General features: G+C 44.2%; 12 protein-coding genes and 1 pseudogene. All 13 read left to right on the top strand.

The window, feature by feature from the left end; genetic code table 11:
- The first annotated feature begins 1 nt into the window (after window position 1).
- The 13 genes and pseudogenes from EYR97_RS07695 (at window position 2) to EYR97_RS07640 (ending at window position 23745) form a co-directional block, all read left to right on the top strand.
- Window positions 2–712 carry a succinate dehydrogenase iron-sulfur subunit gene (locus tag EYR97_RS07695; protein ID WP_131093264.1) on the top strand — a complete coding sequence of 237 codons (711 nt, stop codon included), beginning with the start codon at window positions 2–4 and terminating at the stop codon, window positions 710–712.
- 173 nt (window positions 713–885) lie between these two features.
- Window positions 886–3705 (top strand): 2-oxoglutarate dehydrogenase E1 component, encoded by a 2820-nt coding sequence (gene sucA / locus EYR97_RS07690; RefSeq protein ID WP_131093263.1) that lies wholly within the window; start codon window positions 886–888, stop codon window positions 3703–3705.
- 9 nt (window positions 3706–3714) lie between these two features.
- Entirely contained in the window at window positions 3715–5211 is a 1497-nt protein-coding gene (odhB, locus tag EYR97_RS07685) for a 2-oxoglutarate dehydrogenase complex dihydrolipoyllysine-residue succinyltransferase (RefSeq protein WP_131093262.1), read from the top strand.
- Between the two features lie 152 nt (window positions 5212–5363).
- A complete protein-coding gene (sucC, locus tag EYR97_RS07680; RefSeq protein WP_025255208.1) occupies window positions 5364–6530 on the top strand; it encodes an ADP-forming succinate--CoA ligase subunit beta in 1167 nt (388 codons plus the stop codon).
- Window positions 6530–7402, top strand: a complete 873-nt coding sequence (gene sucD / locus EYR97_RS07675) for a succinate--CoA ligase subunit alpha (protein WP_131093261.1) — start codon at window positions 6530–6532, stop codon at window positions 7400–7402. Before sucC ends, sucD begins: the two co-directional genes overlap by 1 nt.
- Window positions 7403–7734: 332 nt before the next feature.
- On the top strand, window positions 7735–10551 hold the full coding sequence (locus tag EYR97_RS07670) for a TonB-dependent receptor (protein ID WP_131093260.1): 2817 nt from the start codon (window positions 7735–7737) through the stop codon (window positions 10549–10551).
- Between the two features lie 121 nt (window positions 10552–10672).
- Window positions 10673–12189 (top strand): annotated as a pseudogene (locus tag EYR97_RS07665) (tryptophan halogenase family protein).
- Between the two features lie 303 nt (window positions 12190–12492).
- Window positions 12493–15549, top strand: a complete 3057-nt coding sequence (locus EYR97_RS07660) for a TonB-dependent receptor (protein WP_131093259.1) — start codon at window positions 12493–12495, stop codon at window positions 15547–15549.
- Between the two features lie 71 nt (window positions 15550–15620).
- Window positions 15621–19952 (top strand): alpha-1,6-glucosidase domain-containing protein, encoded by a 4332-nt coding sequence (locus EYR97_RS07655; RefSeq protein ID WP_165478004.1) that lies wholly within the window; start codon window positions 15621–15623, stop codon window positions 19950–19952.
- Between the two features lie 204 nt (window positions 19953–20156).
- Window positions 20157–20462 carry a patatin-like phospholipase family protein gene (locus EYR97_RS22310; protein WP_242634950.1) on the top strand — a complete coding sequence of 102 codons (306 nt, stop codon included), beginning with the start codon at window positions 20157–20159 and terminating at the stop codon, window positions 20460–20462.
- A 10-nt stretch (window positions 20463–20472) separates the two neighbouring features.
- The gene (locus EYR97_RS22305) at window positions 20473–21048 is read left to right on the top strand and encodes a patatin family protein (RefSeq protein WP_242634949.1); all 576 of its coding nucleotides are present in this window, start codon (window positions 20473–20475) and stop codon (window positions 21046–21048) included.
- A 21-nt stretch (window positions 21049–21069) separates the two neighbouring features.
- The gene (locus tag EYR97_RS07645; protein ID WP_131093257.1) at window positions 21070–21582 is read left to right on the top strand and encodes an RNA methyltransferase; all 513 of its coding nucleotides are present in this window, start codon (window positions 21070–21072) and stop codon (window positions 21580–21582) included.
- A gap of 321 nt (window positions 21583–21903) precedes the next feature.
- Entirely contained in the window at window positions 21904–23745 is a 1842-nt protein-coding gene (locus EYR97_RS07640) for an alpha-amylase family protein (RefSeq protein ID WP_307722608.1), read from the top strand.
- Window positions 23746–23910 lie beyond the last annotated feature (165 nt).

The raw sequence follows: 23910 nt of genomic DNA, 5'->3' as shown, positions 1-23910 counted from the left end.
CATGCAATTAAATTTTTCGATTTATCGTTACAACCCTGATGTGGATGCGAAGCCTCGCATGCAGGACTACACACTTGATGTAGAAGAAGGGCAAGACATGATGGTGCTTGATGCACTACTTGCGCTGAAAGAGCAGGACCCGACGTTGTCGTTCCGCCGCTCTTGTCGTGAAGGTGTATGTGGTTCAGACGGCGTGAACATGAACGGCAAAAACGGCCTTGCGTGTATTACTCCGTTATCAGCACTTGGTAAAGGCAAAGTGGTTATTCGTCCACTACCGGGTCTACCTGTTGTACGTGACCTTGTTGTAGACATGACTCAGTTCTATACTCAATACGAAAAGATTAAGCCATTCTTAATCAATGACAGTAAACAGCCTCCAGCACGTGAGCACCTTCAGTCACCTGAAGAGCGCGCAAAACTAGATGGTTTGTATGAGTGTATTCTTTGCGCATGCTGTTCAACATCTTGTCCGTCGTTCTGGTGGAACCCTGACAAGTTCATTGGACCTGCAGGCCTGCTTCATGCTTATCGTTTCTTGATTGACAGTCGTGATACTGCAACAGAAGAGCGTCTTAACGACCTTGATGATGCATTCAGCGTCTTCCGCTGTCACGGAATCATGAACTGTGTGAGCGTATGTCCTAAAGGATTGAACCCGACAAAAGCAATTGGACAAATCAAGTCTATGCTTTTACAACGGGCTGTTTAGTACTATAGTCTGATAACTTATTAAGTTATAGATGCGATACGCTAAATAGCCATCCAAAGGGATGGCTATTTTTTTATATATTCTCTGTTATAACACTTGGTTATGCTGAGAATAACCTTATAATACATCCTGATTGTTAACTAGATTTTATAAAACGTAGCAAGGCAAATTAAATGCAAGAAAGCGTGATGAAAGCGTGGTGGGATTCCTCGCACATGGCAGGTGCCAACGCTGCCTATGTTGAAGAGTTGTATGAAGCCTATTTAGAAGACCCGCAAAGTGTCTCTGATAATTGGCGACAAATCTTCGATAACCTCCCAAAAGTCGATGGCGTAGAGTTAGAAACCAATCATACAGCAATTAAGAATCAATTTAGGCAACTTGCTGCGTTAGGGCCCACAGCCCGTATGTCTAGTCCGTCAGTGCCTTCTGCCAATGTATCAGATGACAGGCAAGTAAAAGTCTTACAGTTAATCAACGCCTATCGCTTCCGCGGTCACCAAAATGCAAACTTAGATCCTCTGGGTCTTTGGAAACAAGAGCGCGTACGTGATATTGAACTGTCTCATCACAATTTATCTGAACAAGATTTCGATTCTGTTTTCAATGTGGGTTCTTACGCCATTGGCAAAGATGCTATGTCATTGGGTGAACTGTTCAAGTCGCTAAACAGAACGTATTGCGGTTCAATCGGTGCTGAGTACATGCACATCACTGATACAGACCAAAAGCGTTGGTTACAACAAAAAATCGAATCAGTACAGGCCAAACCTGAAATCTCACGTGATGAGAAGTTGAGCATTTTGAAAGGGTTAACTGCTGCTGATGGCATGGAAAAGTACTTGGGCTCTAAGTTCCCAGGTGCGAAGCGCTTCTCGCTAGAAGGTGGTGATGCGTTAATTCCAATGCTTAAAGGCCTTATAACCAAAGCCGGTACCACGGGCACAAAAGAAGTGGTTATCGGTATGGCTCACCGTGGTCGTCTTAACGTTTTGGTAAACGTGTTGGGTAAGAACCCATCGGTACTGTTTGACGAATTCTCTGGCAAGCACGATGACTCGCTTGGTGCTGGTGACGTGAAATACCATGCTGGATTTTCTTCAGACTTTGCGACGCCAGGTGGCAATGTTCACTTAGCACTCGCATTTAACCCATCTCACCTAGAAATTGTAAACCCAGTGGTTATGGGATCGGTACGTGCGCGTCTTGCACGTCGCAATGACGACACTAACACAGTGCTTCCTATTACCATTCACGGTGACTCGGCGATTGCTGGTCAAGGTGTTGTACAAGAAACCTTCAATATGTCGCAAACGCGCGGCTTTGCAGTCGGCGGTACGGTACGTATTGTTGTAAATAACCAAGTTGGTTTTACAACTTCAAAGACTGAAGATACTCGCTCAACCCAATATTGTACTGATATTGCGAAAATGGTGCAGGCACCAATTTTCCACGTGAATTCAGACGACCCAGAAGCGGTTGCTTTTGTAACGCAGTTGGCCCTTGAATATCGCAACAAGTTTAAACGAGATGTGGTTATTGATTTGGTGTGTTACCGCCGTCATGGTCACAACGAAGCTGATGAGCCGAATGCAACGCAGCCGTTGATGTATCAAAAAATCAAGAAACACCCAGTACCACGTGCTATCTATGCTGATCAGCTTGTTGCCGAAGGTGTGATTGAACAACGTGACGCAGACCGCTATGTAGAAGAATATCGCGCAGCACTAGACCATGGTGCATGTGTGGTTGAAGAATGGCGTCCAATGACTGAACACAGTGTAGATTGGTCGCCGTACCTCGGTCACGATTGGGATACACCATATGACGGTTCTTTAACTGTTGAAAAGTTAAAGGCGCTTGGTGAGTCGATTACGACTATTCCAGAATCACACAAATTGCAGTCGCGCGTAAATAAGCTTTATCAAGACCGCAAGGCAATGGTAGCTGGTGAAAAGTTACTTGATTGGGGTATGGCTGAGAACTTAGCGTACGCCACAATTGTTGATGCTGGTGAAGATATCCGTATTACGGGTCAGGACTCTGGGCGTGGTACTTTCTTCCATCGCCACGCTGTTCTACACAACCAGAAAGACGCTTCTACTTATATGCCACTTCAGCATATTCGTGAAGGTCAGGGCGAAATTGAAATTTATGACTCTGTACTTTCAGAAGAAGCGGTTATGGCATTTGAATACGGTTATGCAACGGCAGAGCCTACATGCTTAACCATTTGGGAAGCGCAGTTTGGTGATTTTGCCAACGGCGCGCAGGTTGTGTTCGACCAATTCCTGAGTTCAGGTGAAGCGAAGTGGGGCCGACTATGTGGTCTTACTGTATTGCTTCCTCATGGCTACGAAGGACAAGGCCCTGAGCACAGCTCGGCACGTCTTGAGCGTTTCCTTCAGATGTGCGCTGATCACAACTGGCAAGTGTGTGTTCCATCAACACCAGCACAGGTGTACAACATGCTTCGTCGCCAAGTGGTTCGCCCAATGCGTAAGCCACTTATTGTAATGTCTCCTAAGTCATTGTTACGTCATCCTCTGGCTGTATCTTCATGGGAAGAGCTAGCAGAAGGTAAATTCCACAATGTAATCGGTGAGATCGATGATATCGATCCGAAGAATGTGAAACGTGTGGTGATGTGTTCTGGTAAGGTTTACTACGATTTACTAGACCAGCGCCGTAAAAATGAGCAAACCGACGTTGCAATCGTTCGTTTAGAGCAACTTTATCCATTCCCACAAGAAGAATGCGCTAAAGTTGTGGCACAATACAGCCACGTAAAAGATTGGGTTTGGTGTCAAGAAGAGCCTCAAAACCAAGGCGCTTGGTACTGTAGCCAACACCATTTCTGGCAAGCAATTCCAGATGGTGCAAAATTAACATATGCGGGTCGTGATGCATCCTCGTCGCCTGCAGTAGGTTATGTATCCGTTCACAACCAGCAACAAAAAGCTCTGGTTGAAGACGCACTCACAATTAAATAAGGAACAGTAATGACAATTGAGATAAAAGTTCCGGTTCTACCTGAGTCAGTTGCCGATGCCACCATTGCAACCTGGCACGTTAAGGCCGGTGACGCAGTTAAACGAGACCAGAACCTGGTTGATATTGAAACTGATAAAGTGGTTTTAGAAGTTGTGGCGCCAGCGGACGGTACAATGGGTGAAATCCTAAATGAAGAGGGTGCAACGGTTTTAGGTGAACAGGTAATCGCTAAGCTAGAAGAGGGCGGTGCTGCTGCTCCAGCTAAATCGGAAAGCAAAGATGCGCCAAAAGCAGACGCTGCACCTGCAGCTTCTGGAAAAGCGTCAGATGTTAAAGTGCCTGTACTTCCAGAGTCAGTAGCTGATGCGACTATTGCTACATGGCACGTAGCTGTTGGTGAACCTGTATCACGCGATCAAAACTTGGTCGACATCGAAACTGATAAAGTAGTTTTAGAAGTTGTTGCTCCGGCAGATGGTTCATTGTCAGAAATTCTTGCTGAAGAAGGAGCAACGGTAACCGCTGAAGAAATTATTGCTAAGTTTGTTGAAGGCGCGGCGGGTAGTGTATCTGCAGCAGCATCAACTGAAGCTGATGACAGCGACGATAGCAGCGATGCGCTAAGCCCATCTGTACGTCGTTTGTTAGCTGAGAAAGGCGTAGATGCATCTAAAGTGAAAGGCACAGGTAAAAACGGCCGAATCACTAAAGAAGACGTTGAAAAATACCTTAAAGGTGGTGATAGCGCAGCTAAGGCAGCACCTGCAGCGTCTGAAGCGGTGGCAGCGGACCTTCCAACAGGAAACCGTACAGAGAAACGTGTACCTATGACACGTCTTCGTAAGACAATTGCGAACCGTCTTCTTGAAGCGAAAAATTCAACGGCGATGCTGACGACGTTCAACGAAGTTAACATGAAGCCAATCATGGACCTTCGCAAGCAATATCAAGACAGCTTTGAGAAGCGTCACGGTATTCGTCTTGGTTTCATGTCTTTCTATGTGAAGGCGGTAACCGAAGCGCTTAAGCGTTTCCCAGAAGTTAACGCGTCAATTGACGGTGACGATATCGTTTATCACAACTATTTCGATATCTCTATCGCCGTATCTACACCACGCGGTCTTGTGACTCCAGTGCTTAAAGACACTGATTCTCTAGGCATGGCTGGTGTTGAGAAAGGAATTAAGGAACTAGCACTTAAAGGCCGTGACGGCAAATTGTCAATGGCTGACCTCCAAGGTGGTAACTTCACTATTACCAATGGCGGTGTGTTTGGTTCACTAATGTCTACACCAATCATTAACCCGCCACAAAGCGCAATTTTGGGTATGCACAAAATTCAAGATCGCCCAATGGCAGTTAATGGCAAAGTAGAAATTCTACCAATGATGTACCTAGCGCTTTCTTATGACCACCGTATTATCGATGGTAAAGAATCAGTAGGTTTCTTGGTAACAGTTAAAGAGATGCTAGAAGATCCAACACGTCTACTACTAGACGTATAAGACTTTCGTCTCACGTAATTGTGGTTGGGCGTTTTGTTTGTGTTATCTTGCAAAGCGCCTAACGCAACGCTGATATTTACCCTATAATATCAGTCAAACTAATCAAGTCGCGAAAGCGGCTTTTGTCTTACTAAAAATCGGATAGAAACACCATGAATTTGCATGAATACCAAGGTAAGCAGCTATTCAAAGAATACGGCTTGCCTGTTTCTGAAGGATACGCAGCAGACACTGCTCAGGGTGCTGTAGAAGCCGCTGACCGAATTGGCGGAGAAGAGTGGGTAGTTAAGTGTCAGGTGCACGCGGGTGGTCGCGGTAAAGCTGGCGGTGTAAAGCTAGTTAAAAACAAAGACGACATTCGCGCGTTCGCTGAAAACTGGCTTGGCAAAAATTTGGTGACTTTCCAGACTGACGAAAATGGTCAGCCTGTGAGCAAAATCCTAGTTGAATCTTGCACAGATATCGCTAACGAGCTTTACCTTGGTGCAGTAGTTGACCGTACAACCCGTCGCGTTGTATTTATGGCGTCTACTGAAGGTGGCGTTGAGATCGAAACTGTTGCAGAAGAAACACCAGAGAAAATCCTTAAAGCTGAAATCGACCCAATTGTTGGTCCACAGCCTTACCAAGCACGCGAAATGGCGTTTGCTCTAGGTCTTTCTGGCGTTCAAATTAAGCAATTCACTCAAATTTTCCTTGGCCTAGCTAAGATGTTTGAAGAACTTGATGTTGCGCTTATCGAAATTAACCCGCTAGTAATTAAAACTGACGGTAACCTACACTGCCTAGACGCAAAAGTTGGTATTGATGGCAACGCGCTGTATCGCCAACCTAAGCTTAAAGACATGCAAGATCCTTCTCAAGAAGACGCGCGTGAAGCTCACGCGGCTCAGTGGGAACTGAACTATGTTGCACTAGACGGCAACGTAGGTTGTATGGTTAACGGTGCAGGCCTAGCAATGGGTACGATGGACATCGTAAACCTACATGGTGGCAAGCCAGCTAACTTCCTAGATGTTGGTGGCGGCGCGACTAAAGAGCGTGTAGCAGAAGCATTCAAAATCATCCTTTCAGATGACAATGTTAAAGCAGTATTGGTAAACATCTTCGGTGGTATCGTTCGTTGTGACATGATAGCAGAAGGTATTATCGGTGCGGTTAAAGAAGTAGGCGTAGAAGTACCAGTAGTTGTACGTCTAGAAGGTACCAATGCAGAGCTTGGCCGTGACGTTCTAGCGAACTCTGGTCTTGATATCATCGCTGCTGAATCGCTAACTGATGCAGCACAGAAAGTTGTTGCTGCAGCGGAGGGCAAATAATGTCTGTATTAATTAATAAAGATACGAAAGTAATTTGTCAGGGTTTCACTGGCGGTCAGGGTACATTCCACTCTGAACAAGCGATTGCTTACGGTACGCAAATGGTTGGTGGTGTTACTCCAGGTAAAGGCGGTACTGAGCACCTAGGTCTTCCAGTATTCAATACTGTACGTGAAGCCGTAGAAGCAACTGGCGCAACTGCAACAGTTATCTACGTACCAGCACCTTTCTGTAAAGATTCAATTGTTGAAGCTGCAGATGCCGGTATTGAACTAATCGTTTGTATCACTGAAGGTATTCCTACGCTTGATATGCTTTACGTAAAAGAATACGTAAATGCTAAAGGCGTTCGCATGATTGGTCCAAACTGCCCAGGTGTTATCACGCCTGGAGAGTGTAAAATTGGTATCATGCCTGGTCACATTCACAAGCCTGGTAAAGTAGGTATTGTTTCTCGCTCTGGTACGCTTACGTACGAAGCGGTTAAGCAAACTACTGACGAAGGTTTCGGCCAGTCTACCTGTGTTGGTATCGGTGGTGATCCAATCCCTGGTTCTAACTTCATCGACATCCTTCAGATGTTCCAAGATGACCCACAAACTGAAGCTATCGTTATGATCGGTGAGATCGGCGGTACTGCGGAAGAAGAAGCAGCAGCATTCATTAAAGCGAATGTTACTAAACCAGTTGTTTCTTATATCGCAGGTGTAACAGCGCCTCCAGGTAAGCGTATGGGTCACGCTGGTGCAATTATCGCAGGCGGTAAAGGTACTGCTGACGAGAAATTTAAAGCACTAGAAGATGCGGGCGTTAAGACAGTTCGCTCTCTTGCTGATATCGGTAAAGCGCTTCGCGAAACTACTGGTTGGTAAGTAAAGACTAGTTATATTGTTATGTTTAAAAACCCGCTTAGCGCGGGTTTTTTTGTGCACAAAATTTAACAAATTCATATATAGCAATGTAGAAAAATTACATGAAAGTGCTTTTGAACCGGGTTTTACAGGGATTTGTGTTGTTAAATTACATGTTAATTAAAAAAACCTTTGTTAATGACGTGTTGCATAAATTTTATTGAATACGTATGCAAGCAATTGTGCCAAACCTGTGTCCTCTATAGCATTATGCCGTCACTATCTTGTGTCATTAAATTGTCATAACAATAAGAATAAAGACAACAACATTAACCGTATGGGACACCCGTTTTATGAAACAATTTAAACCCAACCTAATTAAAGCTGCGCTGATCACTGGCGGTGTTGCCTTCGCTTCAGCTCCAGCATTTTCTCAAGAAGCAAACACTGATTCGGTGGATGAAGCAAACCTTGAAGTTATTCAAGTAAGTGGTATTCGTGGTAGTTTGCAACGTGCTCAAGCCATCAAAATGGACAACACGTCAATTGTTGAAGCGCTCTCAGCAGAAGATATTGGTAAGCTACCAGATACCAGTATTGCAGAATCAATTGCTCGTTTGCCAGGTGTAACCGGTGAACGTCGCAACGGTCGTACTAGTGGTATTTCTGTTCGTGGTTTTAACGAAAACTATGTCGGTACATCACTAAACGGTCGTGAACTTTTAGGTATGGGTGATAACCGTGGGGTTGAGTTCGACCTTTATCCTACGGAAATTATTTCAAATATTCTGGTATACAAAACGCCAGAAGCAGGTATGACTACCCAAAATATCGGTGGTTCAATTGATCTTCAAACCGTTAAGCCGCTTACTGCTGAAAGCACATTTACTGTTAATGGTTCATTTGAAAAGAACGCAGAAGATTCACCAAACCCAGATTTTGACAATAGCGGTCATCGCATATCGGTTAACTTTGTTGACCAGTTTGCAAACGATACTGTTGGTGTAGCATTAACCATTGCGAGCATGGAATCGCCACGTCAAGAGCAACACTTCCGTGGTTGGGGTTATGCAGGAATTAACTTTGATAACGAACGAAGAGCTCAAGATCAAGTTGAAGTACCCACTGATACCGTTGTTTTAGGGGGGCATGACTCGTTTCAACGTTCAGCAATGTTAGAACGCGATTCAATTGCAGCAGTAGTCGAATGGGCACCTACAGACAAGTTGAATATTCAACTTGACGCACTTTACATCGATTTTCTTGAAGATGATGTTCGTCGTGGTCTTGAAGAAGGCGGCGCAGAATGGGGCACAGGCGCATATACTATTACAGGTGTAGAAAACGGCCTTGTTACTTCTGGATTTAGTGATGGCTTCTATAGTGTTGTGCGCAACGATGCACGTCGCCAAGAAGCTGATCTAACCACAATCGGTATTAACGCAGAATACCAAATTAATGACTCTTGGACACTAGAGCTTGATTATTCTACTGGTAAAGTAGAAAAAGAAATTACTGATGTTGAAAGCTACTCAGGTGTTGGTAGAGCGGGTATTGATGGTCGTCCGTTAACAGCACGTAGCTGGGAGATGACGTCAACAGGGGTAATGTATTCTGATCACCCAACCATTGCACCAGTTGATTTAACGGACCCTAACCTGATTCGCCTTGCGGGTCCACAAGCGTGGGGTGCACGTCCTCTTCTTGCGGCAGATGCGCAAGATGGTTTCGTCAATCAACCTATTTTTGAAGAAGATCTTGATACGCTACGCTTAGACCTTAAAGGTTATGTTGATTGGGGAATTGTAACTGGTCTTTCGACTGGTGTGGTTTACTCTGACCGTTCGAAGTCAAAAGACAACAACGGCGCATACTTAACAGCGCCTTCATATCCTAGCGACGCAGCAATTCCTGATGTATTAGGTGTAGTTAACTTAGACTTTATCGGTATTGACGGTATTCTAGCTTATGACTCACTTGCACTATTTAACAGTGGTTACTACAACGCTAGCGACGCGAGCCTTGTTCAGAACGATCGTTTAGGTGATACCTATACCGTAGATGAAGAGCTATTAACCCTTTACACCAAACTTGACCTTGAAATGGAAGTTGGTGACATTTGGGTACGTGGTAATGTTGGTTTACAAGTTGTTAGCGCAGACCAATCATCTACTGGTTTCTCAGCAACGTCTGACCGTGACGGTTACACTATCGCTAGCCCTATTACAGGCGGTGCGGACTACACAGATATTCTTCCTACGTTAAATTTGTCAGCAGAAGTGGCTGAAGGACAGTTTGTACGTTTAGGTATGAGCAAAGTAATTTCTCGCCCTCGTATGGATGATATGCGTCCTAACACGCAAGTTACTTTCTCTTTCAACGACAACCAAATTACCAGTACAGACATTGAAAATGGCCCTTGGGGTGGTAGTGCGGGTAACCCAGAATTACGACCTCTTGAAGCAAATCAATTTGATCTTGCGTATGAAAATTACTTTGCAGATACCGGTTATGTTGCAGTGTCTTTCTTCTACAAGGACATCAAAAACTGGCACCGTAGTACTTCTATCGTAGGTGATTTCACTGAGTTCTATATTCCAGATCTTCACCAAGGTTCAGAAGGTCAAACCCCTGTGTTGTTTGAAGGTCAAGTTAGCAGTGTGCTTGATGGCTTCGAAGGTTTCGTACGAGGTTATGAATTACAAGGCTCACTACCATTTGACCTAATTCACGAATCGCTTGAAGGCTTTGGCTTATTTGCCAGTGCAACCTTTATGGACGGTGAAGTGGATGCGGCACCTGGTCAATCAGAAACTCGTATTCCTGGGCTTTCTGAAGAGTCATACAGCATGACTTTCTTCTACGAAAGTAACGGCTTTGAGTTCCGTGTAGCTGCAACCAAGCGCGACCAATACCTAACCGAAGAGCGCGGTGTGAGTTTAGCGCTTGTCGATGCAACCAAACAGGGCGGTACCTTGGTTGATGCGCAAATTGGTTACGACTTCAGCGAGTCAGGCATTGAATACCTAGAAGGTCTACGCGTAACACTTCAAGCACAGAACTTAACTGATGAAGACGATATTCAGGCGTCAGCTGCTGATTCTCGTCAAATTACACAGTTCCAAACTTATGGTACGAACTACTTGTTAGGATTTAACTACAAGTTCTAATTTCTTCGTGTGTGTCAAAGCCACCTGCTGCTTTTTGATTTAGCTTGTGCTAAAACGTAAAGCAGATGGTGGCTTTTCTTTTTTATAAGCAACCAAAACTCAAAACTGTGACGAGAAGTTTATGCATAATCCTTTAACAACTCCAATTAAGCGTGTAGTGATTGCTGGCGGTGGGACGGCAGGGTGGCTTGCAGCTGCGTTAATGAAAAAAGTACTCAACAGTGCGGTTGAAATAACCTTGGTTGAATCAGAGGCGATTGGTACTGTTGGCGTGGGAGAAGCGACCATACCGCCGATTCGATTAGTTAATCAGGTATTAGGAATAGACGAAGCCCAGTTTTTACACGACACCAAAGCCACCATAAAACTGGCAATACGTTTTGAAAACTGGAAAACTAAAGGACAGAGTTATTATCATACGTTTGGTGCGCCAGGTAAAAGTATGGCGTTTTGCCATTTTCATCACTATTGGCTGAAAGGTAAATCGCTCGGCCACACCGCCGATTTATGGGAATATGATTTTAATTATCATGCCGCAGAGGCCGGTAAATTTGCGCAAATTAACGCTAAAGATCCGGTATTGGAATTGCCATTTGCTTACCACTTTGATGCAACCTTGTACGCTAAATACTTGCGAAAATTAAGTGAGAACATGGGCGTAAGTCGAATTGAAGGTAAAATTGCGCACGTTGAGCGTTATCAGGATAGCGGTTACATAAAGTCATTAAGGTTGGACAATGGTCAGGAAATAGAGGGTGATCTATTTGTTGATTGCACAGGGTTTAAAGGGTTACTCATTGGTGAGGCGCTAGGTGCTGGTTATGATGATTGGTCTCACTTGTTACCGTGTGACAGCGCTATTGCTGTTCCGTCCGAGCGCCATGAAAAAACAGCGCCTTTTACGCGCTCAATTGCTCATGATGCGGGGTGGCAGTGGCGTATTCCGCTTCAACATCGCAATGGCAATGGTCATGTGTATTGTTCGCGCTATATTAGTGATCAACAAGCTCAAGATACGCTAATGGAAAACCTAGATACCAAACCCTTAGGCGACCCTAAATTGATAAAATTCACAACAGGTCGCCGCCGCAAGCAGTGGTATAAAAACGTTGTAGCCGTGGGTTTATCTAGTGGGTTCTTAGAGCCACTTGAGTCGACTAGTATTCATCTTATCCAATCAGCTATTGTGCGTTTGATTCAGTTGTTCCCACACAATGGCTTTACGCCAAGTCTGCAAGCTGAATACAATAAACAATCCGAACTAGAGTTTGAACAAATTCGCGACTTTTTAGTATTGCATTATCAAGTTAATGAACGATCGGATAGCGCAGTTTTTTTAATGATATGCGCAATATTGAATTGCCAGATTCACTAAAGCACAAAATAGAATTGTTTCGTGAAAATGGTAATTTATTTAGGGAGCAAAACGACCTGTTTCTTGAGAGTTCTTGGCTACAAGTTATGTACGGGCAGGGTATTACGCCAAACGACTATCATGGCTTAGTTAATAGCGTGCCTAATGACCAACTAAATACAATGTTAACAAAATTGCGCGAAATTAAAAAAGAACCGGTGAGTAAACTGCCCACACATGATGAGTATATCAATGGAATGATTGCTCGTGTATCGAATAGATAAGTCGTTAGCTTCCGATAATTACTTGTAACTTAGTGAATTTTAGCTTCGAAGTAAGCATACTTAATCGTAATTGAATAAAAGCAGCCATTTGGCTGCTTTTTTGTGTCTATTGATAAATGTAATTAATTTGATTGTTTTCTTGAGTGATGTGTTAACAAATGTTGCACATATGTAAATGAATACGTATGCATAGCATTGCTCCCTTTTTATACAAAACAGTAATATTTGGTGTTGAAACATAAATGGCATTTTTGGGTGTGGTAGTCCTAAAGATGTCGATAATAAAGAAGGAATGGGACACCAATGAAAACATTCAAACCCAGCACCATAATGGTGGCATTGATAGGAAGCGGAATCGCGTTTAATGCGTTACCGCTTTACGCTCAAGAGTCACCGGAAGTCACTGTCGAAGACGTTGAACGCCCTCAAGAGGAGCCCGTTGAACGCATCGAAGTAAGAGGTTTTAGCACAAGCCTTATTCAATCACTCAACCAAAAACGTTTTTCAGATACCGTATCAGAACAAATATCGGCTGATGATCTAGGAGGTCTACCCGATGTATCAATGGCTGACGCACTAACGCGTTTGCCGGGTATATCAGCGGTAAGAACCGGTGGACAAGCAGCACAAATCAATATCCGTGGTTTATCTGGCGATTTTGTATTCTCAACATTAAACGGAAGGGAACAAGTTTCAACCAGTGGCAGTCGCGCCATTGAGTTTGATCAATATCCATCAGAACTTATCAGTGAAGCCGCGGTTTATAAATCACCTAAAGCGTCGCTTATAGAAGGTGGTATCGCGGGTACGGTTGAGTTAAAAACTGCATCGCCGTTAGCGATGGATGAGCAACACAAGTTTAGTGCCAATTTACGAGGCATGTATAACGATCGCGCCTCTGAAATTTCTGATGCGAAAGAATATGGCCATAGAATCAGCTTTTCCTATCAAGGCAAGTTCCTCGATGACACGTTAGGTGTTTCACTGGGCTATGCCCGCTTATTCCAACCTAGTGTTTCTACGCAGTTTATTGGCCTTGCATACAATGGTGTAACAGATGTAGACGGCATCTACACAAATTCGGAATGTACCAATGAAGAGATAGCCCCTGAATGTGAACTCATTTCAGAGGGCTTTGAAATGCAGCACAAAGGCGGGGAAGAAACCCGTGACGGCTATGTTGCTGCATTTGAATGGGCACCTGTTGATAATTTCACGCTAAAAGCTGACGCCTTCGTTTCAAAATTCGATTCTGAAGCGTTTGCCCGTGGTTTCCGTGTAAAACTCGGTGGGATCAACGCTAACATTACCAATCCAGTTGTTGTTAATCGTAGCGTAATTGGTGGCACATTTAGTCGAACTGATGACAGCTTCACCCGTGTTGAACTGGTCAATGATGATAACCAGGATTTTGATAGTGTTACCAATTTAGGTATTAATGCCGACTGGGCTATTACATCTGACTTGTCTGTGCAATTTGATATATCACGCTCAAGTGCGGAAAGTGACTTCAGAAATGGTTTGCTATGGTCACTCGTTGGTGAAGATGCTAATGCTACGAACCCCGTCTTTGATGAAAATGTCCAAATTTCATATCTACTAAACGGTTTAGACTTACCTGATCTTGGTTTTAATCAGATGTCTGCTTTTACTGATTTAGACCGTGTTATGGTGAGTAAATATGGTATTTACCCTTATGAGAATAAAGATGAACTCGATGCCTATCGCGTTGATTTTCAGTATTACATAGACACGCCTATTTTCACGGGTATTGAGTTTGGCTATCGTTATTCAGATAGAGAGTACAATAACGATCGCTCAGTGTTTGAATATGGTAATGACAGTGCATTCTCAGTTAGCCAGCCTCCGCTTCATTTAACACCTGATATGGTCGAACAAGTTGATTGGTCAGGTGATTTTGGATACTTCCCAAGTTATTTATCTATTGACTTAAACCGTGCACTTGATGCGTGGTTCCCGGGTGGTCGTCCTCAGCCTGCGCAAACGTGGGGCCCAGGTGCTGCAGGGGTTATTAATGGCCCAGGAACTGGTCCTGCTACAGCGTGGACAATGCAAGAAAGTGGTGATGTATTTGAAACGGTTAACTCTGCCTATTTAATGGCAAATATCAACACTGAAATCGGTAATCTACCAATAACCGGTAACATTGGTGTTCGTTATATAAAAAGTAAACAAAGCTCTACTACGCTTCAACGTGCGACTCAGCTTGTCACAGATCCGGAAACTGGCGTAACGGTTGAAATTAGCGACCCGACTGCTGGGGCACAAAACATCATGGATGAATTGGGCTATATCAATAATTTCTATCGCCCAACACTCATTAGTCACGAATACACCGATGTACTACCTTCGATTAACTTAAACTTCAAATTAACCGACGATACGCAGCTACGTGTAGCGGCCGCAAAAGTAATGGGGCGTGCGCCTATAAATCGCTTTGCTGCAAATGCTTCAACCAACGTTGAAGTCGTCACCGCATTCCAAGATAGGGATTCTGGTGAAATTACGTTATCAACGCCTACCGCAAGAGTTAACGGGAATGCCCGAAACAGCCCATATCTAGAGCCGTTTTATGCAACGCAATACGATGTGTCATGGGAATACTACTTCTCAGATACGGAAGGTGCTTTGATTGTAGCGGGTTTTTACAAAGACATTGAATCGTTTGTAGAAGACATCGAAATCGACCCATACGACTTTGAAGGTAATGGCATCGTTATCCCAGATTCTGTTCAGGTTCCGGTTTTCTTGACCCCTGAGTTCAGTGGGCAAGAAGCAGAGCTCGCTCGTGATGCAAATGGTGACCCTATTTTCGTAACAGTACCGACTGAAAATGGAAGTTACAGTACTGCCGTAAATAATGCAGAAGGTGGCTATATACGCGGCCTTGAAGTTGCCTACACGCAAATTTACAGCATGCTACCGGGTATGCTTTCAGGACTTGGTGTTAGCGCAAGCTATTCTTATACCGAAAGTGAAATTCAGCGTACTTTAGGTGATGGTGTTTATGCCGCGAACTTACCAGGACTTTCAGAGAATGTGGCAACACTGACAGTGTTTTGGGAGTACGAAGGTTTCGAAACTCGCCTTTCAAGCCGTTTCCGTGATGCCTTTGTATCTCAGCAAGTTGCAGTAAATGATCAAGTGGTTAACTTCGACTCTGAATTGGTAATTGATTACCAAGCGTCATATGAAATCAACGACAACTGGAGTGTGCTGTTCCAAGTAAATAACCTTACTGACGAACCTACCAGAAGCTACTTCTCATCAGAAGAGCAAACAGGAACGATTCAATATTTCGGTACGCAGTACTTCTTAGGGATGACATATCAATTATGAAAAAGCTAATCCTAAGTTTATGTAACAAAACCGTATTGACCGAAAATAACGATCCTAATCGGGAGAATTCTATGTTGACTAAGTTGAGAGTGTGGCGTGCAGCCTTGCTCGTAATAGGCGGGTTAACGCTAGCGGGTTGTGGAGGCTCAGGTGTAGAGTCGGGTACCAACGATTTACTTACGTGTTCTGTACCTAATGTGCCGAATGAAGCCGGTACAGCGTGTGTGCCACCACCACCCATTCAATGTGAAGCACCGTTGGTGCCTAACGAGACCAATGATGCTTGTGAAGCAGGGGCTGATCCAGCGCTACCAGCACCTATATTCACGCCGTCATCTAATCAAGCTGTGTTGTACTATAACCGCGCAGACGTAGATGCTGATAACTCGAACAACGACCCCGCCTATGAGGGATGGCGTTTGCACACATGGAACAACGACAGCTGTGATGCATATGCCGACGCGGACACAGACTGGGCAAATGGTCGTGTTCATACCGGTATCGATCCTAACTACGGTGCCTATTGGGTACTTGAGTTAAAAGAAGGCTACGGCAGTTGCCACAACTTCATTATTCACAAAGGCACTGATGATGCAGGCAAAGAAATGGGGGGCGGTGACTTCAAAGGGTCATTGATTCAGGACGATGAAACTTTCACCCGAATGAACTTTACCCTATCAGGTGAGCCAACGGTATTTGAATATCCAATTATGTCTCTAGGTCCACAACCTGTTGATATTGCAGGCTTCGGTGCACACTGGTTAGATGCTAATACTATTTTGTGGGATGTTCCTGAAACTGTTGCAGAAGTTAAGCTTCACTATTCTGCTCAAGCCGACCTTGAAAGCTCGCTTGAAGCCGGTATTAACGGTACCGCGATTACGTTAATGTCAACAACGCTAACTGAAGAGCAATCGGCGCAAGCGCCGCATCTATCTTCTATGCAGGCGTGGGAAGGTGATTGGTCAGTAGAAGATGCTAAAACAGTATTAACTACGCAAGCCGTTGTCGGTGGCTATGATGCAGATGGGGTCTTGGTTGTAGCAACCGGCCTTCAAGTTGCGAACGCTATTGATTCTATCTACACCGCCGGTGAAGAGGATGCCAATGAAGCGTCATTAGGTGCAAACTACACAGATAGTGGTATTTCGGTTGCTTTATGGGCACCTACCGCGAAAAATGTTGATTTGTTGCTGTACAACAATAATAAGACACTTTCGCAACGCATCGATATGACGCGCGATGATATGACTGGCGTTTGGCACTACGATGGTGACATGTCTTTAGACAGACAGCTTTATCGCTTCGAAGTAACGGTGTATCACCCAATCACAGGAAGCATTGAAACCTTGATGGTGACAGACCCTTACTCCATGTCACTGAGCACCAATGGCCGTTTTTCTCGCTTTGTTAATTTAGCCGATGACGATTTGAAGCCAGAAGGGTGGGATGACCACACAATCCCAACAATAGAAAACCCTGAAGATGCGGTAATTTACGAAGGGCATGTACGTGACTTTAGTGTTCGTGATATGTCTACCAGTGAAGCAAATCGCGGTAAATACCTCGCGTTTACTGAAGATGGCACTGCGCCTGTTGAGCACTTGAAAAAGTTGGTTAACGCTGGCTTAAACTACTTCCATGTATTGCCTGCAAACGACATTGCCACAATTGATGAAGACCCTGCTAACACTATCGACTTGTACGATACGGTAGGGGCTTTATGTCGCTTGAATGCCAACGCAGCAGTGTGTGAAGAAGAAGATGCGTCTACGTTGTTAATTGACGTGTACAACAGTTACTCACCGTTGTCAGAAGGTGGCAAAGCACAGCAACTGACTAACGATTTACGTGGCGTTGATACATTTAACTGGGGTTATGACCCTCATCATTTCAATGCCCCTGAAGGCAGTTATGCATCAAGTGCAGAAGGTGTTGAGCGCATCATTGAAATGCGTGCAATGATAAAAGCACTGCATGAAATGGGGTTACGCGTAGCGTTAGATGTTGTTTACAACCATACTAATGCATCAGGTGTGTTTCCTAAGTCGGTATTAGATAAAGTGGTACCAGGTTATTACCACCGCTATGAAGTTGATACAGGTGCAATTGTGCGTGAGACGTGCTGTGATGACACTGAACCACGCAACGTAATGATGGAAAAGTTCATGGAAGATTCACTTCTTATGTGGACTGAACATTACAAATACGATGCATTCCGCTTTGATATCATGAGCCAAGCAACCAAAGATACCATGGTGCGTTTACGTGAAGCGGTTCAAGCTATCGACGAAGACAACTATTTCTATGGCGAGGGTTGGACGAAGATAGACCGCGGTTACGAGCAAGCCAGTCAGCTGAACATGGCGGGTACGGAAATTGGTACTTATAACGATCGTATTCGTGAAGCTATTCGCCAAGGCAATATCTTCTCGCCTGAATCTGACGCGCTACTTAGCGATCAAGACCGCGTGAAAATGGGGATGATTGGTACACTGAAAGACTACGTGTTGCAAACATCTGCCGGCACAGCTGGGGCAACCAGTAACCTAGGTGGTTATGCAGAAGACCCGGCTGACATCATTAACTACGTATCTAAACACGACAATGAAACCCTGTGGGACCAATTAAACTACACATTGCCTCAAGACATTAGCTTGAGCGAACGCGTGCGCGCTCAAAATGTAGCAATGGGTATTAACTTGGTTTCTCAAGGGATCCCATTTTTACAAATGGGTGGTGATATGTTGCGTTCGAAGTCAATGGACCGTAACACCTATGATTCTGGCGATTGGTTCAACTATGTGGATTTCACCTATGAAACCAACAACTGGAATGTAGGCTTGCCATTAGCCCAAGACAATGAAAGTCGTTGGGAAGAAATGGGTACATTCATTAATAACCCAGAACGTGCAGCGTCGATGTCTGACATTATGTTCGCATCTGACGTGTTCAATGAATTGCTTTCTATCCGTATGTCTAGCCCACTATTTAGACTTACCACAGGTGCAGACATCATTGACCGTATTGGTTTCCACAACTTGGGTGCTCGTCAGCAACGTGGCCTTATTGCCATGAGTATTGATGACGGTGTTGCCGGGGAAGGTGAAGAACCGCGTGCGGATTTAGATATGATGAACGATGCCATCATGGTACTTGTGAATACTGGATATGAAGAGAAATCGATTACCGTGAACACGGCAACGGGCTTTTCATTACATGCAACACAGATGAACTCAGTAGATGCAACGGTTCGTGGCGCAAGTTTCACCGAAGGTGAAGATGGCAATGGTACATTTACCGTACCAGCGTTAACGATTGCCGTTTTTGTTAAAGCGCAATCGGGTGCTCAAGGCTATGGTCTATCTGCCTTTGCGACAGCTGGCGCGCCAGATGTGGTTCCTTACGGTGATACTATCGCTTACCTGCGTGGTGATATGAATGGCTGGTCTACGAATGATGCATTCATGTACCAAGGCAATGGCATTTATTCAGTTACGGTTTCACTTGAAGCGGGCACGACGTACGGCTTTAAGTTTGCGTCTGAAGACTGGTCAACGGTGAACTTTGGTGCGGCTGATGGTGATGATGGTGTTGTAGCAGAAGGTGTTGAGAAAGTACTTGCTCGTACTAATACAAACCTTGCCTTCACGCCAAGTGTAACGGCAACGTACTTGTTCACTGTTGACGCTACCGATAGCGAAGCGCCTATTATCAAAGTTGAGAACGAAGAGCCCTATGTTGGAACACCAGTGTACCTTCGTGGTGCAATGAACGGCTGGGGAACCGATGAAGAGTTTGCATACCAAGGTGGACGTGTGTATACATTTGCACGTGATATGGAGCCTGGTACCTATGAATTCAAAGTGGCTTCTGCTGACTGGGATACAGTGAATTTCGGTGCGTTATCAGCAGATGATGCAGACAGAAACTTGTCTCCTGGTAATACATTGGGCTTGGCGCGTACAAATGACAACTTGGTGCTTACCATAGAAGAAGCAGACCGCTATGTGTTTGTATTCAATGTTAGCGATATGTCTGCCCCTACCATTGGTATCTTCAAAGAAGCATACTGGGGGGCAACAGAAGTCTTTGTTCGTGGTGGTATGAACGGTTGGGGCACTGCAAATATGTTTACATATCAAGGTGCTGGCGTTTATACCGCTGATGTTGAGCTAAGTGCAGGAACCATTGAATTTAAAGTGGCTTCTGAAGACTGGGCAACGGTGAATTTAGGCAATCCAAATGATGCAGCTTCAAATGCAGTTGTAACTGGGCAAGCAAAGGTACTTGGCAGCAGTAACAATAACTTGGTGATTGAAGTGTCTGATGCTGGGTTGTACGAATTCAAAGTGAGTGGTCCAGATGGAAATGCGCCATCGCTTACTGTAACCATGAAATAGCACTTCTTTAACGAAGCTAATAGGAACCGCGGCCATGTCCGCGGTTTTTTTATTTGTATTGGCACGTAACTTGTTGCAGTTAACTTGTGTTGAGTAAATGCGTAACGTTCATCTCTGCTATTTCGACACAATTCGCGATGGGTAATGACGTTTATAACTCATACATATTGCAAACATGCCCCACATACCGGAATGGAGGTTTCAATGAAAAAGGCCATTGTTGTAGAAGGGGGAGCAATGCGCGGTATTTTCGCCGCAGGTGTCTTAGATAAGTTCATGGAAGAAAGCTATTACCCCTATGACTTTGCTGTTGGTGTGTCAGCCGGGGCAACAAATTTATCTACTTATGTTTCAAGAATGCCAGGTTTAAGTAAAACCATCATCACGCAATATGCCACCAAACGAGAGTTTTACAGTCCGCTGCGCTTTATAAAAGGCGGTCACATGACTGACGTACATTGGTTGTGGCACTATTCAAAAAAACGCCCTAGATATTCCAACACCCGGTGACAAAGCGATAATGCCTTTATACGTTGGTGTGACCAATGTTGATAATGGCCAGTGCGAATATATGAAAGCCACAATTGATAATATTGATGACTTGATGGTGGCATCCTGTGCACTGCCTACAGTATTTCGAGATCAGCCGTTAATTAATGGAATATGCTACGTAGACGGTGGTGTTGCCGATGCAATTCCCGTAAAACAAGCGTATGAATTAGGTGCCCGAGACATTACTGTTGTGCTCTCTCAGCCATACGGATTTACGAAACCTGAAGTAAAATCACCTTGGCTTCTCGAAAAAATGTACGGTACCCAACCTGCCTTGTTAAAGACCATGCTTGCGCGCCCACATATCTATAATGAAACTCTTGAGTTTTTAAAACATCCGCCTGCAGATTGTCAGATAAACCTTATCGCACCAGATGAAGGATTTTGTGTTAAGCGCCTTACTATGGACAAGAAGAAATTACTTAAGGGGTATGCGCTTGGTCGCAGAATGGCTCGTCGGTATATAAAAAATGAAGATGATGTCTTAGGTAGAACTGACAGTAGATACCTTTTGGATAACGTGGCATTATCTGCGCCAAATTAAGCATTGGTAGAAAAGTGGTCAGTGGAACTTACGAAGCAAAAGGTCTCAATTGGTTTAGTTAACCCTAAAAACCCCGTTAACGTTGCATCAATTTTAAGAGCGGCGGGGTGTTATGGTGTGGCGAGTGTTTTTTACACGGGGCAGCGCTATCGCTTTGCAAAAGACTTTAACGCTGATACCAAAGCCTTCCATAAAACCATTCCTACGATTGGTGTTGACGACCTAAAAGAAACGATCCCCGTTGGCGCTTCTGTGGTTGCCGTTGAACTGGTGGAAGGAGCCATACCGCTTCCTGCCTTTGAACATCCCTCAAATGCTTACTATATCTTTGGACCGGAAGACGGCAGTGTATCAAGTGATGTACTCGCGTGGTGCGATCACGTGGTTTACGTGCCAACGTACAGTTGTATGAATTTGGCAGCAACGGCCAATGTGTTGCTTTATGACAGGTTAGCCAAGTCGCATTATGAATTCGGAGATGCTCTCATTAGAGAAAGCAGAGATACCAATAACAGAACAACCCTACTGCGTTGATAAATGCACGTTAATAGATACGCGTTGACAAACGCCCGTTAACAAAAACGCGTTAATATTCACACTATCAGTTCGGCTGCTAAATTCTGGATTGCCATGATATATAAGCGTGTTATTTAAACTCGTCATCTTCTTATTGATGAATTTTTGATACTGAATACGTATGCATGTTTTTTAACATACAGTTAACGCGTATTCTGTCCTTATGTAGAATAAAATTCATAAATTGCCATGTTTACTTTCAATTTACCCGCTCGCATCAAACCGTTATCACTTGCTATGCTTTCAATTGGTTTTATTGCGTGTACGGATCAAGTGCCTATGACGGCAAATAAAGCAACATCAAACAGTGAAGCGCCATCTTTAACAGCACCTGAATCTAATGTCACGAACGAGCAGTCTCGTGATGGTAAGCCCGTTGTCTATCAAGTGTTTACACGGTTGTTCGGGAATACCAATACCACTAATAAACCTTGGGGGACCTTGGAAGAAAATGGCGTTGGAAAATTTAACGATTTTACACCAGAAGCATTGGCATCAATTAAAGCCCTTGGCGCTTCACATGTGTGGTACACAGGCGTACCTCATCATGCTTTAGTCACCGACTATACCGCGTATGGCATTACACAAGATGATCCTGATGTTATTAAGGGGCGTGCAGGTTCTCCTTATGCAGTAAAAGACTACTATAATGTTAATCCAGACTTAGCGTCTGACCCTGCTAAACGACTTGAAGAATTTGAAGCGTTAATAAAACGTACGCACAATGCTGGTCTTAAAGTGATTATTGATATCGTTCCCAACCACGTTGCCCGTGACTATCGCTCTGTATCTGCCCCTGAAGGGGTAAGTGATTTTGGCGAAAACGATGATACCTCAGTGGAATATGCTAGAGACAACAACTTTTATTATGTGGTTGGTGAAACATTTGAAGTACCTACTAGTGAAGGGTACAAGGTATTGGGTGGAGACTCACATCCTTTATCTGACGGTAAATTCGAAGAAAACCCAGCAAAATGGACAGGTAATGGGGCGAGGGCCGCGAAGCCCGATATCAATGATTGGTATGAAACGGTAAAAGTAAACTATGGGGTTAAACCCGATGGTAGTTATGACTTTGCCACGCTACCCGAAATGTACGCAAACAAAGACACAGAAAGTCACAGTGCGTTTTGGCAAGGCAAAACCGTCCCTGACTCGTGGGTTAAATTTAAAGATATTACACATTATTGGTTAGCGAAAGGCGTGGATGGTTTTCGATACGATATGGCGGAAATGGTGCCCGTCGAATTTTGGTCTTATTTAAACAGCAGTATTAAACAGAAAAATCCCAATGCATTCCTACTAGCTGAAGTGTATCAACCTGATAAATATCGTGATTACCTGCACTTGGGGAAGATGGACTATCTCTACGACAAAGTGGGCTTTTATGACACGTTAAAGCAAATTATGCAGGGCACGGGTAAAGTCAGTGACTTGGTCCGCGTTCATAAAGAAGTCAGTGATATCGCACCACATATGCTGCACTTTTTAGAAAATCATGATGAACAGCGCATTGCAAGCCCAGACTTTGCTGGCTCAGCGGAAAAAGGAAAACCAGCCCTTGCGGTAAGTGCGCTTATTAGTGCATCACCCACATTGCTTTATTTCGGCCAAGATGTGGGAGAAGATGGCAGCGAGGAAACGGGCTTTGGCGATCCAACACGTACTTCAATCTTTGACTATGTTGGCGTACCAGCGCACCAACGTTATATGAATGATGGTCAGTTTGACGGTGGACAATCAACGCCCGAAGAAAAAGCACTACGTCATTTTTACGAAGAGGTAATGACTATTGCGGCAACAAATAAAGCTGTATTGGGTGAATTTGTTAGCTTACACGACATCAATTTAGCTATTGAAAATTCCAACTATAGTGAACAGCAATTCGCGTTTGCGCGTGTGGAAAATGGTCATGGCTTTATTGTTATAGCCAACTTTAGTGAAAACAGCGTGAACAACATCACCCTGACCATACCACAAGCCCCACTTAATATTGACGACCCTCAGCAGACACTTTCTGCGCTATTGTCACACGATGCATTACAGCTCGAAAAGCGCGGTGATAACTACAATGCAAGTATATCGCTAAATGGGCTTGAAACACGTGTGTATGCTTTTTAACTAGACGTTTTTGAAATCGCTTTTTACTCATTGGTTTGCGTACTAGTGCACTTCCTTTTTTAAAAATAAGAAGTGCACTAGTGGCCTGATATACCAATATAAACAAGTGATACACAGGCTCTAGTTTCCTTGTTGCTGTGAATACGTATGCACAAGATTGGTCTT

The organism is Alteromonas sp. KUL42 (genome assembly GCF_006538325.1).
Lineage (GTDB): Bacteria > Pseudomonadota > Gammaproteobacteria > Enterobacterales > Alteromonadaceae > Alteromonas.
The sequence above is the reverse complement of the archived record's forward strand: the minus strand, read 5'-3'. Positions and strand labels throughout refer to the sequence as shown.

Coding starts and splice junctions, on each gene's coding strand:
- EYR97_RS07695 (WP_131093264.1), top strand. CDS start 2: ATGCAATTAAATTTTTCGATTTATCGTTACAACCCTGATGTGGATGCG.
- sucA (WP_131093263.1), top strand. CDS start 886: ATGCAAGAAAGCGTGATGAAAGCGTGGTGGGATTCCTCGCACATGGCA.
- odhB (WP_131093262.1), top strand. CDS start 3,715: ATGACAATTGAGATAAAAGTTCCGGTTCTACCTGAGTCAGTTGCCGAT.
- sucC (WP_025255208.1), top strand. CDS start 5,364: ATGAATTTGCATGAATACCAAGGTAAGCAGCTATTCAAAGAATACGGC.
- sucD (WP_131093261.1), top strand. CDS start 6,530: ATGTCTGTATTAATTAATAAAGATACGAAAGTAATTTGTCAGGGTTTC.
- EYR97_RS07670 (WP_131093260.1), top strand. CDS start 7,735: ATGAAACAATTTAAACCCAACCTAATTAAAGCTGCGCTGATCACTGGC.
- EYR97_RS07660 (WP_131093259.1), top strand. CDS start 12,493: ATGAAAACATTCAAACCCAGCACCATAATGGTGGCATTGATAGGAAGC.
- EYR97_RS07655 (WP_165478004.1), top strand. CDS start 15,621: ATGTTGACTAAGTTGAGAGTGTGGCGTGCAGCCTTGCTCGTAATAGGC.
- EYR97_RS22310 (WP_242634950.1), top strand. CDS start 20,157: ATGAAAAAGGCCATTGTTGTAGAAGGGGGAGCAATGCGCGGTATTTTC.
- EYR97_RS22305 (WP_242634949.1), top strand. CDS start 20,473: ATGCCTTTATACGTTGGTGTGACCAATGTTGATAATGGCCAGTGCGAA.
- EYR97_RS07640 (WP_307722608.1), top strand. CDS start 21,904: ATGACGGCAAATAAAGCAACATCAAACAGTGAAGCGCCATCTTTAACA.